Raw genomic sequence first — 18,496 nt, forward strand, 5'->3', positions numbered from 1 at the left:
CTCGTTTAGCGATGTACGAACTGAAATATGGAAGACGGCGGTTTAGGGGACGACAAGCGCTGGCAGCCTCAAGGCGCCACGTCCTCGAAAAAGCTGACGCTTTTCCCTCGTGCGATGTAACGCTGCCGAAGCTATCCTTGTCCTGTGGCTTCGGCAGACTCAAGGCGCGACACCCTGTCGCTTCGCTTGCACTAGCACTTCCTGTGTATCGGTGGCACTAGGCCCTCCTGACCGTCAGAGCTAGACAGGGAAAAACTATCCACTGTTGTAGAGTTTTATAATACGCTAAACCATATTAAAAAGAGAGGCTCCCGGGGCCTCTCCTTCATTTTTCATTTGTTAAATTGTATTTTTTCAACCGCCTCATCAGCAATGATTGGGTAATTCCTAGTTCCTCGGCTGTTTTCCTAGTCGTTTTAAACTGGGCATACGCTTTAGTTATGATATTTTTTTCAACGGAATCCAAAATCTCTGTCAGTGATTCACCGTTATTAAAGCTCGCCAAGTCGAATACCATATCCTCACGTTCCCGCATTTGGGGCGGCAAATCCTGCACTTGAATATCATCTTCATGAGCAATAATGACAAGCCTTTCAATTAAGTTCTCAAGCTCCCTTATATTTCCCGGCCATTCATAATTTTGCAGGCAGTCCAATGCATCGGACGAAAGACGACAACGCCTTTTGTGCTTCTGATTATATTTTTCCAAGTTAAACTGAATCAAACCAACAATGTCTTCTTCCCTTTCACGGAGTGAAGGTATGCTGATAGGAAGGACATTCAGCCTGTAATACAAGTCTGAACGGAAGTTTCCTTTTTTCACTTCTTCCATTAAATCCAAATTTGTTGCTGCGATGACTCTTACATTTGCCGTTTGGTGCTCTGTAGATCCGATTGGAAGAAACTTCTTCTGTTGTAAAAATTGCAATAACTTTGCCTGAAGGTGAATAGGCAGCTCCCCAATTTCGTCAAGAAATAATGTACCGCCGTCAGCCATCTTAATCATCCCGGCTTTTCCTGCTTTATTTGCACCGGTAAAAGCCCCTTTTGCATAACCGAATAATTCGGATTCAATCAAGGTTTCCGGTATGGCTCCGCAGTTAATTTCTACAAATGGACCGCTCCCCCGTTCACTTAATCCGTGGATTCGCTGAGCAAAAACATTTTTGCCGACGCCTGTTTCCCCACTCAATAGAACAGTCGAGTCGGCAAGGGCTATTTTGTCAATAGTTTGCAGCAACGAAAGGTATGCCGGGCTTTGACCGGAAAAATAATACGAATCTATTTGTTTCTCATAGTTTATGCGCATGATTTCCTGGCTATATCTCTTCAATAGCGACTGGGTTTCTTCCAACTCTGTCGTTGTTTGTACTATTTCCGTAATATCCTTGGTTAGCGCGATAATACAATCTATCTTCCCTTCTTCGTCCTTGATCGGATGTCCGGTAACGATAAACCTGCTGTCTTTGCCTGTTGTTGTTTGTACTGTGCTGACAGATGCTTGCTTTTCAATAACCATCTTCGTGACAGACGGCCTGAACACACCTAGCTCTTCTAGTAAGTAAACATCCTTTCCAATAAAAAATGACTTCGGCCTGTTTGAAAAATTTGCACAGGCTTTATTAAGCCATATAACTTTCCCTTCTCCATCGGAAATCAGAATACCATCTGAAAGCGCATTGAGAATTCTAGTAAAGTATGGATGGTCCAAAATTTCTCGTATTTTTTCCAATCGAATCCCCCTTTCGTTTTACCTATATTGTTAGAATACCACGAAATCTGAGTTAATTACGATTCAAAATATAAATTTTCACCTATTTCTAAGTATTTTTGAATCGTTTTCAATTCAAACCTCCCCAATTTGAGTCGATTTTGCTATGTTTTGTACTACTAGGCACGCTAAAAAAGGACAAAAATCGCATATTCGAGTGAAAATAGTCGAAAAAACTTGGCACATAAATTGCTACTATATAAAATCCGTAAGAACGAAAGTTAAAAACTGCAGTTCTTCATAAGAACTTACTAGTTGGGGGAGGGTCACGCTATGCTTGAACAAGGCCTTATGATTAATACTAGCCGCCTCATGAAAACGATTAACGAGAGTGCCAATATAGGCAAACTTTCCCGAGGAGGGATTTGCCGCCTTGCGCTTACTGATGAGGATAAGGAAATGCGGGATTTGTATATTCAATGGTTAGAAAATATTGGGCTACAAGTTAGCATCGATGATTTCGGAAATATTTACGGCAGAAAAGAAGGAAAGAACCCTGATGCTGCCCCGGTTTTAATTGGATCCCATCTCGACACCCAGCCTGAGGGCGGACGTTACGATGGTATACTAGGCGTTTTAGCCGGACTGGAAGTATTGACTGCACTGAATGAAAGCGGTGTTACTACAGACAGACCAATTGTACTTATTAACTTCACAAATGAAGAAGGGTCAAGGTTTGAACCGCCGATTTTAGGTGCCGGGGGGCTCGCGGGGCATTTTGACAAAGAGTTTGTTTACTCTCGTACCGACAGGGAAGGAAAAACATTCCTTAACGAATTAAAAAGGATTGGTTACCATGGTTCGGAAGGAAACCGCATCCAAAACAGTCATTGCTACCTTGAACTTCACATTGAGCAAGGACCCGTCTTGGAGCATAAAGGATTGGATATCGGTGTGGTGACCGGCATTCAGGGAATGGACTGGCTGGAAGTAAAAATCACCGGTCAATCAGACCATGCTGGACCTACACCGATGAGTATGAGAAAAGATGCGCTATATGTAACATCCAAAATTATTCAACTATTACAAGACACGGTCGTTAGCCAAAACGAAGAAGCAACTGTCACGATTGGCCGGTTGGCGATTAAGCCAAACTCCATCAATTGTGTTCCGGGAGAAGTGATATTTTCAGTAGATGTAAGGCATTCCGATGATTCCGTAAAGGAGCAATTATGCCAGACGATCATTGAAAAAATGAGTATTACAGCAGCCGCGGAAAAAGTTTCAATAGAAATCAACAAGATTTGGGAAACTTCTGCAAGCCGTTTCTCGGAAGAACTAATTGATGTGATTTCAGAGACTTCCGATGAACTGGGTTATACCAGCAAAAAAATGATAAGCGGCGCTGGGCATGACTCGAAATATATGAATGAGATAACACCTACCGCAATGATTTTTGTTCCAAGTGTTGATGGCAAAAGCCATTGCCAAGAAGAGTTTACAAGCGAAGAAGCAATTGAAAAAGGCGCAAACGTATTGTTAAATACTGTATACAAATTGGCCAATGCATAAATTTAGTACGCACCACGAGGAGGCGATTGTATATGTTCGCGGATCTGATCCTTTTAAACGCTAACATTTATACAATAGATGAGGAACAGCCAAAAGCATCTAAGATTGCAATTAAAAACGGTAAGATTATTGGTTTTGATGAAGAAGCCGATCAATTAAAAGGCCCCGGGACGAAATTGATCGACATGGAAGGAAAAACAGTATTTCCAGGACTTATCGAAAGCCATGCACACCCTTTGCACTTTGCTGCCAATCTATTTCAACTGGACTTAAGAGCGGAAGTCACACCGGATATTGAAAGCATTCTCAATGCGGTCAGAGAGAAAGCAAAAGTGACTCCAAAAGGACAGTGGATTACCGGCATGGGCTGGGATGACAGCAAATTAAAAGATAAGCGTTTCCCGACAATTGATGAGCTAAGTGAAGCAGCACCGGATCACCCTGTATTTTTGAAAAGGACTTGCGTACACAATGCAGTTGTTAATCGTATGGCCTTTACAAAAAGCAATCTTCCGGAAAGTCCGCAGGACCCCGAAGGTGGACACTTCCACATTGATCCAACTACAGGTAAGCCCAGCGGCCTTATTCAAGAAAACGCTATGATGGAATTTGCCGTTCCATCATTAACTACTGAACAGTTGAAAAAGGCTATGATGCAAGCCCAACAACAATTTTTCAAATGGGGAATCACAACCATCCACGATATGGCCGTGACGAAAAAAGAAATGACCGTTTACCAACAGCTTCAAAAGGAGAACGATTTTCGGATGAAAGTCCGCCTGTGGCTATGGGCAATCGATCAGATGGGATGGACAGGCGTCCAAGAGGAAGCATTGGAGCTTGGAATTGAAAGCCATTTCGGAAATGATCGCCTCAACATCCAAGGTTTAAAATATATGCTGGATGGAAGTGTTGGCGGTCGAACGGCAGCTGTCAGTGAACCATACGAAAATGAAAAGGATAACCGGGGCATTTTATACATGAAGCAAGAGAAACTGGATGCCCTCGTTTCCGAAGCTACCCAAAATGGAATGCGCGTCTCTATTCACGGAATCGGAGAACGAGCGATTGAAATGGCCCTTGAAGCCATCTTGAAAACGAATTCAGAAGAAGAAAATAAAAAAATGCGCCACAGGATCGAACACTGTGCTTTACCTTCCGAAAAACAGCTGAAACAATTGTCAGATCACGGTATTATTGCAGGTTCATCTATTGGATTTATATATTCTATCGGTGATAGCTATTTAGCAAACCTAGGGAAAGAACGGGCCGAGCGGGTCTTCCCACACGCTTCTTTTAAAAAGCATGGCATTATCGCTCCAGGAAATTCTGATTTGCCGGTATGTGACGGGAATCCGTTATTTGGAATTTATACCGCGGTCACCCGAAAAACGGTCGGTGGCCAGCAGCTGGGTACAAAAGAATCCATTTCGGTCGAAGATGCCATCAAGGCATACACAATCGATGCTGCAGTCTCAGGATTTGATGAAGACAAGATTGGCTCACTTTCGATTGGAAAGTATGCAGATCTCATCGTTGTGGATCGAGATCCATTCACTATCGATCCTGAATACATCAAAGATATTGAAGTTCTTCAAACAATCGTTGAAGGACAAATAGTCTATAAGAAAACAAATGAAAAAATAAATCAAAACTCTCAACTACTCTCAGTGTGAGCGAGGAGGAAACAGCATGTATAGTGCACAAGAACAAACAATTTTAGGCAGCATCGTCATTGTTTATTTCCTATTTTTATTTGGAGTCTCCTTTTATATCAACCGCCGAAGCATAAAAACGTACGACGATTATAACGTCGCAGGGCGATCCGTTTCTATTTTCCCTTTAATTCTGACATTTGTCGGGACGGCTGTAGGAGGATCAACTTTACTCGGCTTTATGGGAAATGGCTATAGCTTCGGAATGGGGCAACAATGGTTAAATTTCAGTATCTTTTTCGCAGGTATCATCATGATGTTTTTCTTCGTCAAGCGCATTAGACTATATGGCGAAAAATATGACATGGTCACAATTGCGGACTTTACAACTCTTCGTTTTGGAGAAGGTGCTCGTTTTCCAACGGTCATTAGTATTTTGATTGCCTACAGTGCTATTACAGGTATGCAGTTTGTTGCCATTGCCACTATCTTGCATTTAACTATTGGCATAAATATGACAACAGGTATATTAATCAGCTGGGTTCTATTGACGCTTAAAACATATTTCGGCGGAATGAAATCTGTTATTTGGCAAGATGCCTTTCATGGAACAATACAAACAGTCGGTATATTTGTTTTGTTCGTAGTTGCAATTGTTGCTTCCGGCGGCTGGGGCAGAATCTCTGAAAATGCCATTGCTATGAACGAAGGGGCAAATCTCAGCTTTTTCAACATCTCAGCTGTCGATGTTTTTGTTTATCTTCTGACTATTGGAGCCTATCAATTTGTAAGACAGGATCTTTGGCAGCGTTACTGGGCCGCTAAAGACTTAAAAACAGCTACACGCGGTTATTGGATCTCAATTGTTTTAGCCTTTTTAACTGGTTTTTTCGTTATCACGATTGGAGTTGCCGGCAGATTCGGTTTATCGATGGGAGAAATCGATCCTACCTTAAGCTATTATGCGATTATTGGGCATGTGTTCAACTTCCCTATGATCGTCGTTATGGTTGTTGCTTTAATGGCGACTGTCATCTCCACAGCTGACTCATTCCTGATGGCGGGTGCATCATCAATTGTGAACGATATCATTAAACCGCGCCTTAAAGAACAGGAAGATAAAAAATTATTGAGCTTTAGTAGATTATCAGTCTTTCTAGTTTCGGTATTTTCCTTATTATTAGCTCTTTATATTCCACAATTGGTTAATCTATGGGTCACAGGAACAGCTATGTTGGTATCATCCCTATTAGCACCTGTTATCTTCGGACTTTTCTGGAAGGGATCAACAAAAGCCGGCGGTGTAATCGCTATGTGGGTTGGCTTAATCATCGCTGTTGGCTGGCAGCTGTTGGGCCATCCGTTTGGCATCCACCCTATTTATGTCGGATTCCCGGTGTCATTCCTGCTAGTCATAATTGTTTCACTGATGACTAAACCCAATGATTTGAATAACTTTACAGAGAAGGCTTCCTAAGCATTCAAACCGCTGAGTCTTTGCAAAATAGGGTAAATTGGATTTAATTCAACTGGCTCAAAAGGCTGGTTTATCAGTCCGCCTTAGATTCAAATTCGCATCAAAAGCGCATAGGTTCAATTCATCTCGGTTCAACTTTATGCAAAATTGAATATTCATCTCTCAAACTGCATAGAATTCACTCAACAAAGAAAGGGTTTTGACACCCTTTCTTTGTTTTTTGGCAATTAACGCACTTGGCACAATTATTGCAAGTATATATATCAATACAATTGGAAGCACTACTTACAACAGGAGGCACAAAAATGAAAGCGGATATCATTATACATGGCAACGCTGTTTTTACCGGGTTAAATGAACAGCCTGAAAAGCTCTCCGTTGCTATTAAAGATAATCAAATTATTGATGTCGACACGCCTGATGCATTGGAAAATTATATCAGTGATGTGACACGCGTTGTTGACGCAGGAGATAAGCTTGTCATGCCAGGATTTTTTGATTCTCACATCCATATCATGGCCGGCAGCCTGTTTAACCATTATTCCGTTCCGTTGAGTGAAACCGTTTCAGCAGAAGATGCAGCTGAAAAAGTGAAAGCGTATGCAGATGCGCATACTCATGCCCCTTGGATTATCGGGGTTGGCTGGGATTCCACAGCCTGGGGAGATAAGGATTTCCCTGATCGTTATCTCCTCGACCGTTATATTCCTGACCGGCCTGTGTTTCTCATTCAGGCAGAGGGTCATTACGGCTGGGTAAATTCGAAAGCGATTGAAATTGCGGGTATTACGAAAGAAACGGCCAATCCGGATTATGGCATCATTTATAAAGATGACAACGGTGAACCGACAGGTATTCTCATAGAGTCCGCCATGTCTCTTGTTGGAAAGCATGCCTACAATTTTTCAGAAGAACAAAAAATGAAAATGGCTCAGCTGTTTCTTGATGAAGCAGCAAAATATGGTGTCACTTCGGTGAATGACTTATATTTAAGCCGTGCTCACGAAGGATTGGAAGGGTATTCAGTTTTCAAAGAATTTGATGAAAATGATCAATTGACAACAAGAATTCACCTTTATCCGCCACTAAACGGAGATTTGGAAGCGGCGAAAGATTTTAAGGAGAATTTCTCTTCTCCAAAATTAAAAATGGCCGGCCTAAAACAGTTCATCGATGGAGTTGTTACAGGCTATACAGCATATATGCTCGATCCATATAAAGATAAGCCGGAAACGCGCGGGGAAATTGGCTTTTCTGAGGAGCAGCTTCAGGAGTGGGTTACAGCTGCTGATAAGGAAGGTTATCAAATCAAGTTCCATACGATTGGCGACGGAGCGGTAAGGCTTGGACTTGACCTGTATGAAAATGCCCAGAAAGAAAATGGCAGACGCGACTCCCGTCACACGCTTGAACACATTGAGGTCATCTCAACAGACGATATTCCTAGATTCAAAGAATTGGGTGTCATGCCTTCCGTACAGCCTTATCATATGGCTCTGATGCCGAGGGAAAGCCATACCGAACGGGTAGCAGAAGAAAAGTTTCCATATCTGTATGTAAATGCCACATTATTCAATGAAGGAATTGTCATGCCATACAGCAGTGATTATCCAATCATCCCATTAAATCCAATGCTTGGACTTTATCACGCCGTCACTCGAAAAGACTATACATTGGAAGATACATGGAATGAACAGGAGAAAATCTCACTTGCACAGGCACTGAAAGCATACACATATGGTTCTGCCTACAGCGTCTTCCGCGAAAATGAAATCGGAACACTTGAAAAAGGAAAGCTGGCTGACATCGTCATACTTGATAGAAACTTATTTGAAGTTCCAGAGAAGGAAATCTTAGACACTAATGTCGAGTTTACAATCGTTGACGGACAAATTGTTTATGAAAAAACCGTTGAAATAGTTTAATAGGGATTATTTCTAAGAAAAGCGTAAGGCGCCCGCCTATTGGCGACAAGCACAAGGCGAATTGCGAGGAGGCAGTTCCTCAGCCACCACAGCAATTTGACTTGTGACCTCGAGCCGATAGCGCCTGGCCGCCTCCTAGCGCCACGTCCTGTGGCGTCGGTGGCACTAGGACATCCTGTCCGTCGGAGCTAGACACAACGCATATTTTTCTAAAAGAAAACTTAGTCCGACCTTATACTTTCTTACCCTCGAACGGAAGCCTCCGAAAAGGCGAGGCTTCCCACTTTTGACTAATAAGGAAATCGTTCATAGCCCAACTCTATTTTTTGAAAAAGGAGGATGATATACATGCAACAAGAAAAAATGCAACGTTCACTCACCCTGATACCGGTTGTCCTTTTCGGATTTTCTTTTATGGCTCTTGCAACCGTATTCAGCACTTATGGAATTGCTGCCGAATTGTCACACGGGATGGTTTCAGGATCTTATTTACTGGCGCTGATCGTCATGCTTTTTACAGCGTACAGTTATGGACAAATGGCAAAGGTAGTCCCTTCTGCCGGCTCCGCCTATGCATATACGCAGAAGTCCATCAATCCATATGTAGGATTTATGGTAGGATGGGCCGTATTAATGGATTATCTCTTTATTCCTATGGTTAACTATTTGCTGTTTGGGATATTTTTCTCAGCGGCCTTCCCTTCCATCCCAAGTTACGTTTGGGTGCTCGGAATGTTGCTATTGGTTACTTTTGTCAATGTAAAGGGTATCAGACTGGCTACGATGGCCAACGCTTTTATCAGTATTTTCTCTTTATTATTCATACTCATTTTTATCGGCTTGTCTGCAAAAGATATTTTGGGTGGCGCCGGTACCGGTACAATTTTCAATTTTGAGCCTTTCTACAACCCTGAACAATCTTTCTCTTATATTGTTGCGGGCGCGGCTCTGCTCTGCTTTTCGTTTCTTGGTTTTGATTCCGCCACAGCCTTCGCAGAGGAAACGATCAACCCGAAAAAGACGATCCCAAGGGCTGTTATTATCATCACTCTTGTAGGCGGAGCTATTTTCATGTCCGTTTCGTATTTTGCCCATAATGTATGGCCTGACTATACAACGTTCACAAACGCTGATGCCGCATCTCACGAAATCATTACATCTGTGGGCGGAAAAACATTGGCATCCATGTTCCTGGCCGTTTATTTCGTCACTGTTTTCGGTTCAGCAATGTCATCACAGGCAAGTGCATCTCGCGTATTGTTTGCGATGGGCCGGGACGGCCAGCTTCCGAGGTTCTTTGGGAAGCTTCATCATAAATACCAAACGCCGATCAATAACATTTTGTTAATCAGTGCGCTGTCACTTCTTTCATTGGTTTTAAGCCTGACGCTTGTTGCTTCATTCATTAACTTTGGAGCATTCATCGCTTTTATCAGCGTTAATATAGCAGTCATCGCCTATTATTTCATCCGCAAGAAAGAACGTTCCGTTAAAGGAACCATACTATACTTGATATTGCCAGGAATTGGCGCTCTGCTTGATTTTTGGCTGCTCCTTAATTTGGACATCCACTCAAAAGTATTAGGAAGCATTTGGTTTGCCCTTGGTCTCGTCTATTTACTCTTCTTGACCAAAGGATTTAAAAAGCGTCCTCCCGAACTCAAATTGGGTGGGGCCGAAACAGCAGAAGAAACCGCTTAGATTGAAATTTTACGATAATGGAAGTTTTCGTTATCTATCAGGATGATTTTAGCATTCTTATTCAAAAAATAGCGTTTTTTAAGATATTTTTAGGGAATTTAAAGATATTCTACAAAAAAAGAGTGCACTCCCCTTTCTTTTACAAAAGCAAAGGGATATAATATATAATTGTGCAGAGCATTTCATAGTGCTATTTTATTCAACAAAGGAGCGATTCTAATGAGCAATGAAGCATTGAGACAAGAATTGGTTGAATTGGACAAGAAGTACTACATTCACCCAACATCTTCCTTACAAGACCAACAGGCAAACGGACCGGCTATTATTTTTGATAAGGCTGAAGGCGTCCATGTCTATGATCTTAACGGTAAAAAATACCTTGAAGGTATGGCTTCCCTATGGAACGTAAATATTGGATATGGTAGAAAAGAACTTGCTGAAGTAGCAAAAGAACAGCTTGAAAAATGTGCATACGTTTCCAGCTTTACTGGTTTCAGTAACGAACCTGCCATTCGTCTCGCTGCTAAAATTGCTGAAATGACACCTGGCGATCTTAACGGTGTATTCTTCACTTCCGGTGGTTCCGAATCAAACGATTCTGCCTACAAACTTGTACGCCACTACTGGAAAGTAAAAGGCAAACCAGAAAAAACTAAAATTGTTGCTCGTAAAAGAGCTTATCACGGGGTAGCTTCCGGATCTACAAGTGCTACTGGAATTGAGTCTTTCCATGACTTCACAACTTCTTTAGCACCAGGATTTGTTCACGTAGACCCTGATTCTCCAGACGCTTTCAGAAAGTTGATCGAAGAAGAAGGCGCGGACACTATCGCTGCATTCTTGACTGAGCCTATTCAAGGAGCGGGCGGAGTTAACCTACCTAAAGAAGGGTACCTCCAAGAAATCCGTAAAATCTGTGACGAGCATGACATTTTGTTCATTGCTGACGAAGTAATTAACGGATTCGGCCGTACAGGAAAAATGTTCGCTTGTGAACACTATGACATCGTTCCTGACGTATTGCTTCTTGCAAAAGGTATTTCCAGCGGATATGTACAATTAGGTGCAGTTGTATTGCGCGAGAAACTTCACAAAGAGTTGATCGAGCTTTCCAGCGGCGTATTGATGCATGGATTTACTTACAGCGGACATCCAACAGCTTGTGCAGTAGGTTTGAAAAACATCGAAATCATGGAAAATGAAAACATGGTTGAGAATTCCAAAGTAATGGGTGACCTACTTGCAGAAAAATTAACTGAGCTTCAAAAAGAAACTGACATTGTTGGCGAAGTCCGTCACCTTGGTTTGCTTGGTGCGGTTGAACTTGTCAAAGACCAAGAAACTGGCGAGCGCTTCGCTGAAAAGATTTCTGCTAAAGTTGTATTGGCAGCAAGAGAGCGCGGATTGATTTTACGTAACGTTGTTTACTGGGAGAAAGACACAATCGTTTACTCACCACCACTTTGCATGACTGAAGATAATGTAAACGAATTTGTAAGCATCCTTAAAGAAGCGATTTTGGAAGTTCAAAAATCACTTTAATAAGAATCAAACCGCAGAAGTTTCGACTTCTGCGGTTTTTTTATGTAAAAGCAATAAGATTTTTTTTAACATTACACGCACTCTCTAAATGAAGTGCCATTTGGTACAAAACTGCTTCTTTCCCCCATCCTCCCATCAATTGGGCACTAATTGGCAGCCCGCTTTTAGACATTCCACATGGCAAAGTGATGCTGGGAATTCCAATGTAGTTTGCAAGAAAGGTGAATCGCATGAGTGCACTGCGGACACTTTGGGTGTTTCCCTTGATTGAGATATTTTCCTCACCTATTTTAGTGGGTAATATAGGGACAGTCGGTGTCAACAATGCATCAACCTTTTCGAATGCACGACGGTATTCAGTGGTTATTTTCTCCTTAAGATTTTGCGCAATCACGAATTCATAAGCGCGGTACTCTGAACCTTGCAAGATTCGTTTTCTTGTTACTTCTCCCAGTAAACTTCCAGGATCATGAACAATTTCACGATGTACCAAGTAAGCCTCACTCCGGTCGATCGCACTGCTTATTTCCATTGCTTCCTTCATTTCAGGAATATCCAGATTAACGTCAATAATAGTTGCCCCGAGATTTTCCAAATCCTCTGCCAGACTGAGCACCTTTTCCTTCACTTCTGCATCTACTTCGTCGTAGAAATAAGATGCTGGGATACCTATTTTTTTATTCCTCAGGTTAGACTTCGGTGACTCTCTTAAGCTTCGAGATATTGATTTGGCAGATTCCAAATTACCGCAAAGCGCATCAAATATGATAGCATTATCCATCACAGTTCGTGTAATTGGTCCTACATGATCCATTGATTTGCTTAGTTGTTGTATGCCCTCTGTGCTGATTTTTCCATATGTCGGCTTCATTCCCACAATCCCGCATAGTGCAGAAGGAATACGGATCGATCCGCTTGTATCCGTCCCCAAAGAACCCCAACATAGCTGGACAGCCGTGGCTGAGGCGGAACCGCCGCTTGAACCTCCTGCTATTTTCTCAGGTTGATAGGGGTTCCGCATAGGCCCGAAATATGAATCGTCTCCGGTGGTACCGTAGGCAAGCTCGTGAGTGTTTTGCTTTCCAACAATGACGGAACCACTTTCCTTTAATATCTTTACAACCGTGGCATCTTCTTTTGGGATAAAATTATTATAAACACCGGACCCTGAAGTCGTTCTAATCCCTTTAGTTTGAATCAGATCCTTTAGCCCGAGGGGTATACCCAAAAGCAGACCGTGATGCTCATTCCCCTCTCTAAAAAGCTTTTCAGCCTGCTCTGCCTGACGCATGCCTTCTTGATGGCAAACCGTTATATAAGCGTTCAGGTGCGCATATTTATCAATTCTTTTAAATACCCATTCAACAACTTCCACCGGTGAAATGGACCTTTTTTTATACTCGGTGTGGAGACTTGTGATATCTAAGTTTAACAGTTCCTGCTCTCTAACCATTAGCTCACTCTCCTTAAAACCACGATTGAATACGATTACATTTTATGTGTTTAAAACTATTGTATCGTTTAAAGCCCTTCATTTAAAGGAGTTATACATTAAAGTAGAGAAGTATACAGAAGATCTCAGTAGATTAGGAGGTATAGAAATGACCAATTTTAAGACAGCTGATTTATGTGATGATCATTCGGAAAACGTACAGGTGTGCACAATCGATTTTCGCTCCTTTGGAAAAAAATCCCGCTTTTCCGGAAAAATAGAAACCGTGAAGGTATTGGACGATAACGTACTCTTTTTAAAAACTTTGGAGTCAGTGCCTGCCGGTTCCGTCGTTGTCTTAGACGGTGAAGGCTCAAGGAACTGCGCTTTAATGGGGGACCGCTTGGCGGGCATCGCTGCTTCAAGAGGACTTACTGGCGTTATCATAAATGGATGCGTCAGGGATTCAGCTGACCTTGCGGAAATTGATGTGGGCATTTTTGCAATAGGGACACATCCAATGAAGAGCAAAAAAGATGGAAAAGGCAAACGGGACGGTGCTCTTGATTTTGGTGGAGTTACCTGGAAGCCGGGAAATTATGTATACGCGGATGAAGACGGAGTGATTGTTTCGGAACAAAGACTCGTATAAGCATGGTGAAGTTACAGCATGAATGTGGAGTTGGAGTCATGAAGACGGTTTGATTCCCAAAAATACTACACAGTCACGATTATATGTTTAAGGTTAATTTAAGATTTATGGTTACTATAAAGTGTCCATGGTGACCATAAAGGCGACGAAACTGCATTAACAGTCACCATGAAGGAGTCATGGCGCCCATAAAAGCGAGGGAATTGCGTTTACGGTCACTATGAAGGGAATGGAACCTCAAATACGGTCACTACGAACCAAAATTTTGATTCCAAATCCCTCCTTTATAAAGGTTGGCGATAACTGAAAAACTACGGACTCAATAGCCGGTCAACATGTGCTCCCCATAAAAGCCCAAGCTCCAAAACCCAAAAAGAAGCCGCCCCTCCGGACGGCTTCTCAGCTTTTGTTTGTCGCTGTTTGCAACGTTTTTGCTTACCTTATTTCCAGTAAGCCAAGGAACGTTTTTTCATCGCTTCCCTGTTTTGTGCTGTTGTTTTTGGCAGGTATTCGCCTGTTTGTTGATCGATGATAATTCCGTAGCGACGGATCAAGTCTAAAAGGTCCACTTCTCCGTTACGGAATTTCTCCATGACAGTTTCAGGATCTTCCTCAATCCATTTTTGACGGTTCAAACGGATCAACTCACGCGCATTCTCAGTTGCTTCTTCGTCAATTTCAAAAAGATCGATTTCGCGGTCAATCTCTTTGATGACAACTCCATAGTCCTTTTCAGCACGTTCGATTGATACATACTCATCAATAACGTCTTCCAAGACAGCTTTTGGATCCCTTTCAAGCGGATCGCCAAGTCCACCGCCGCCCGCAGATGGACGTGTGAAGTAGTCGCCTTTGCCGACTTTCACATTGGAGAAAATAGTTCCAAGGAATTCTGATTCTTGTCCGCTTTTTTGCAGTTCAACACCGTGTGGTGTCGAAGGGAGTCCTCCGAAAATTCCCCATGTTACCGAGCGGGATCTGTCACAGCAGTAAGACATGACTGCATCATGAGCTTCTGTAAGGATTCCGCCCTTCTCAACTCCACATCCGCCGCGGAATTGGCCAGGACCGCCGGAGTCAGTTACGATTTCATGCTTTGTTGTAACAACTGGCGACAACCGCTCCTGCCCTTCACAAGGCTGGATGCTGAGACCAACTCCAAATACTGGAGAAGTAGCGTTGGCTCCGTCTTTTGTACTGCGGCCCCCATGTCCGCCCGCCATCCAGTCGTACCACATGAAGTAGCTGTCGTAACCTTCCCGCTTGTCGTCCCCCCCAATGAGAAGGTACTCCAAGTTGAAAGAGCAAGCCAAAGCGCGTTCTGGCATGACGTTTGACCATAGTTCAAAGCAGGCGTTCATGATTTTTTCATAGGCACCTGAACAGAAACCTGTCACCGCCACTGGCCATGGAGCGTTTACAACCGAATCTTCCGGAAGTTCTACATGGACGGCCCGATAGAAACCTGAGTTCAACGGAATGTCCGGGAAGAACGTTTTTGTTCCTGCATAAGCCGCGGACAAGGACGAACCGAAAGCCGAGTTAAGGAAGCAGCCGATATATTTATGAGAGCCGGACAGATCATAGAAAATCTCATCATCTTTAATCGTCATTTTCACATTGATCGGAATCAACCCATCTCCAAGTTCAGGATCCATGTCAATGTAGTCTGTCGTTTCCCATACGCCGTCAGGAAGTTCTTTCACTCTTGCGCGCGTAAGACGTTCCACGTAGTTTTGGACTTCTTCAAACGCAGTCAATACTGTATCAAGACCATACTTTTCGATAAAAGCAATCAATTGTCTTTCACCGGTTTTTGTTGCTTCCGCCTGGGAACGCAAGTCTCCTAATCTTTCTTCTGGAACACGCATATTAGAGACAAGCAAGTTCGCCACATCTTCCAGATACACCCCTTTGCTCCAGATGCGAAGCGGAGGAATCCTCATTCCTTCCCCATAGTGGCTTTTAGCGTTTACATCAAAGGAACCAGGAGTAGATCCTCCCATGTCAGCCCAGTGGCCGTTTACCTGCATAAAGGAAATCAATTGCCCATTATAAAATACTGGGCGGATAATCCGCGTGTCGTTAAAATGAGTTCCTCCACGGTATGGGTCATTGACAATAAATACATCTCCAGGGTGAATATCGTCACCGAAATCTTCGATGACTGCTTTCGCTGTCAAATGAAGTGTTCCGACGTGAACGGAAATATCCTGTGTACCCTGCATGATCGTATTTCCTTTGGCATCACAGAGTGCCGAGCTGAAGTCACGGTTATAGATAACAAATGAGTAGCATGTACGGAGTACTTGCTCAGACATTTGGTCAACTAGGTTCACAAATCCATTTTTTAAAACTTCAAATGTAACCGGATCGAGTTTTGTATCCACATTAAACATCATATCTCCCCTTTTTCGCAGCTTTATAAAAACAATCCTTACCTCTTATTTACGGTTCATGATGATATTGCGATATTCATCAATTTTAACGGAGTAGTCAGGCGGAATAACGATTGTCGAGTCGAGCTGTTCGATGATAGCCGGTCCGCTGAATTCGGATAGTACAGGAATTTTCGTACGGTCGTAGATTGTTGAATCAACCAATCCACCCGCTTCTTCAAAGTACACACGGCGTGTTTCTTTTATAGCATCCTCCAAGTTGCCTTGCGGTTCTTCTTTGGCAAAAACCGGCTTGTTGACTGCACCGATTGCTTCTACGCGCATACCGTAGATCTCAATTCCTTTTTCCCTGTCGGCAAATGCGAACTCACGCTCATGCTCAAGATGGAATCTTTCAATCGCTTCATCCAGCGACATGATTGGACGGTCGATTGTGACAGACAATGTTCTCCACTGTCCTACGTAACGCATATCAATATAGCGGATAAGGTGCATTTGCTCTTCTTCAATACCTTCTTCTGCTAACAATTCTGTCGCTTCTTTTTCCATTTCAATGAATTCGGCTTCAAGTTCCTCTTTTGTCACATCAGCTACATCTGCAAAGTATGTTTTTGTAATGTCGTGACGGACGTCAACAAGCAGACAACCCATCGCTGCAGCAACACCAGGATGTGCAGGGACAATGACAGTCGGAATTTCCATTTCTCTTGCTAGATCAGCACCGTGAAGTGCACCTGCGCCGCCGAATGCAACCAATGCAAAGTCACGTGGGTCATAACCGCGGCGTACAGAAATCAAGTTAAGCGCATCACACATATTTGCATTTGCAACTTGGATCATTGCGTTTGCAGCACCATAGATATTGTATCCCAATGGCTTTGCCACTCGTTCCTCAATCGCTTTTACAGATAGGTCTTTATCCAATTCCATTTGGCCGTCAATCAGCTTTGTATTCAAACGTCCTAATACAAGGTTGGCGTCCGTATTTGTCGGCTCCATTCCGCCTTGGTCATAGCATGCTGGTCCCGGATCTGCCCCTGCGCTGTGAGGCCCGTTGCGCAGTGAACCTCCGTCATCAATCCATGAAATGCTTCCTCCCCCGGCACCGATTGTTAAAATCTCAATACTTGGGAAGCCGATTGGATACCCGTACTCGATATACCAGTCTTTCGTAATCCGCAGCTCGTTGTCGTACATTAATGAAATGTCCGTACTTGTACCGCCCATGTCGAGGCCGATCGCATTTTTGAATCCGCACATATTGGCGATATGCTTGCTCGCGATAGCACCGGCAGCAATACCTGAGCTGGCAAGACGAGCTGCATATTTAGGAACTGTCTGTGATGTCATGACCCCGCCCCCAGAGTGGAGAACGATGATATCGCCATCATATCCAAGATCTTTCATATTCTCTTCAAGAGTATTGATATACTTGCTGATTGTCGGTCCGAGTACAGCGTTTACAATCGTTGTACTCATACGCTCGTGTTCGAAAATCTCAGGAAGCGTATCGGAAGATGTACAAATATATGCATCAGGAAGTTCTGCCTGCAAAATCTCTTTTGTCTTTTTCTCATTTTCTGCATTTACATAGGCGTTCATAAAACAGATGGCAACTGCTTCCACTTCGCGCCTTTTTAAAATTCTGGCGAGCTCGCGGATTTCGTCTTCATTGACTTCTTTAAGCATTTCTCCGTCAAACCCGACACGCTCATCCAGCTCAAAACGGTCTCTCCGTTTGATGTATGGCTCTGCCACATCGTTATATGCGTCCCATAAATCAAGCTTTGTGCCGCGGCGGATTTCCGGAACATCACGGAATCCTTTCGTTGTGACAAGGGCTGCTTTTGGGAGTTTGCGTTCAATCAATGCATTTGTACCAACTGTTGTTCCGTGAGAGAACATTTTTATTTTATCGCCAGTCAATTCAGCTTTTAAAATACCGTTTATAATCCCTTTTTCCGGGTTTGATGGCGTGGAAGAAGTCTTCGTTACATACATTTCACCTGTATTCTCATCAAAAACAAACACATCTGTGAATGTTCCACCAACGTCAACTGCAACATGGTAGCCTGTTTTTGTCAATTTACTCATACTTTCGCCTCCGTATTAATCATTTTTAATCATGGTGTAATAACAAGGTGTACTTTTCCCTTACGAACGCATCACCACCTTAAAGGATTTTTGAAAGGTTTGAATAAGTGAATATTGGGTATATTTCTTTGAAGTGCATTTTCTTTGTCCAGCGACTAGCGCTAAACAGGCGCTTGCGCTTTTCTATATTGTCCAGCTCCGAGTGCCATCGGCTCGAGGTCATAAGCCAATCGCATCTGAAGGCAAACTACGCCTTCGTCAGCGCTTGTCTTATGCTTGTCGCCGATAGGCAGGCACTCTCCGCTTTTCTATATTGTCCAGCTTCAGCGCCCAGCG

General features: G+C 43.1%; 11 protein-coding genes. 7 read left to right on the top strand and 4 right to left on the bottom strand.

The window, feature by feature from the left end; translation table 11 throughout:
- Positions 1-325 precede the first annotated feature (325 nt).
- Positions 326-1,732, bottom strand: a complete 1,407-nt coding sequence (locus tag D4T97_RS18600; RefSeq protein WP_126052270.1) for a sigma-54 interaction domain-containing protein — start codon at positions 1,730-1,732, stop codon at positions 326-328.
- Between the two features lie 312 nt (positions 1,733-2,044).
- On the opposite strand from D4T97_RS18600, the gene D4T97_RS18605 reads away from it, so the two are divergent.
- The 6 genes from D4T97_RS18605 to D4T97_RS18630 all read left to right on the top strand — a co-directional run bounded on the left by D4T97_RS18605 (position 2,045) and on the right by D4T97_RS18630 (position 11,583).
- A complete protein-coding gene (locus tag D4T97_RS18605; protein WP_126052271.1) occupies positions 2,045-3,283 on the top strand; it encodes a Zn-dependent hydrolase in 1,239 nt (412 codons plus the stop codon).
- A 32-nt stretch (positions 3,284-3,315) separates the two neighbouring features.
- The gene (locus D4T97_RS18610; RefSeq protein WP_126052272.1) at positions 3,316-4,959 is read left to right on the top strand and encodes an amidohydrolase; all 1,644 of its coding nucleotides are present in this window, start codon (positions 3,316-3,318) and stop codon (positions 4,957-4,959) included.
- Between the two features lie 16 nt (positions 4,960-4,975).
- Complete coding sequence (locus D4T97_RS18615; protein ID WP_126052273.1) at positions 4,976-6,415, top strand: sodium:solute symporter family protein; 1,440 nt, start codon at positions 4,976-4,978, stop codon at positions 6,413-6,415.
- A 305-nt stretch (positions 6,416-6,720) separates the two neighbouring features.
- Complete coding sequence (locus D4T97_RS18620; protein WP_126052274.1) at positions 6,721-8,340, top strand: amidohydrolase; 1,620 nt, start codon at positions 6,721-6,723, stop codon at positions 8,338-8,340.
- 348 nt (positions 8,341-8,688) lie between these two features.
- Positions 8,689-10,041 (top strand): APC family permease, encoded by a 1,353-nt coding sequence (locus tag D4T97_RS18625; protein WP_126052275.1) that lies wholly within the window; start codon positions 8,689-8,691, stop codon positions 10,039-10,041.
- A 219-nt stretch (positions 10,042-10,260) separates the two neighbouring features.
- A complete protein-coding gene (locus tag D4T97_RS18630) occupies positions 10,261-11,583 on the top strand; it encodes an aminotransferase family protein (RefSeq protein WP_126052276.1) in 1,323 nt (440 codons plus the stop codon).
- 40 nt (positions 11,584-11,623) lie between these two features.
- Here D4T97_RS18630 and D4T97_RS18635 read toward each other — a convergent pair whose 3' ends face one another.
- The gene (locus tag D4T97_RS18635) at positions 11,624-13,036 is read right to left on the bottom strand and encodes an amidase (RefSeq protein WP_126052277.1); all 1,413 of its coding nucleotides are present in this window, start codon (positions 13,034-13,036) and stop codon (positions 11,624-11,626) included.
- Between the two features lie 148 nt (positions 13,037-13,184).
- Between D4T97_RS18635 and rraA the strand changes: the two genes are divergently transcribed.
- The gene (gene rraA / locus D4T97_RS18640; protein WP_126052278.1) at positions 13,185-13,667 is read left to right on the top strand and encodes a ribonuclease E activity regulator RraA; all 483 of its coding nucleotides are present in this window, start codon (positions 13,185-13,187) and stop codon (positions 13,665-13,667) included.
- A 440-nt stretch (positions 13,668-14,107) separates the two neighbouring features.
- Here the strand turns inward: rraA and D4T97_RS18645 are convergent, their stop codons facing one another.
- Both D4T97_RS18645 and D4T97_RS18650 read right to left on the bottom strand, forming a co-directional pair.
- Positions 14,108-16,066, bottom strand: a complete 1,959-nt coding sequence (locus tag D4T97_RS18645) for a hydantoinase B/oxoprolinase family protein (RefSeq protein ID WP_126052279.1) — start codon at positions 16,064-16,066, stop codon at positions 14,108-14,110.
- A 45-nt stretch (positions 16,067-16,111) separates the two neighbouring features.
- Complete coding sequence (locus tag D4T97_RS18650) at positions 16,112-18,160, bottom strand: hydantoinase/oxoprolinase family protein (protein ID WP_126052280.1); 2,049 nt, start codon at positions 18,158-18,160, stop codon at positions 16,112-16,114.
- Positions 18,161-18,496 lie beyond the last annotated feature (336 nt).

This window comes from Siminovitchia acidinfaciens, from assembly GCF_003605385.1.
Classification (GTDB): Bacteria; Bacillota; Bacilli; order Bacillales; family Bacillaceae_C; genus Siminovitchia; species Siminovitchia acidinfaciens.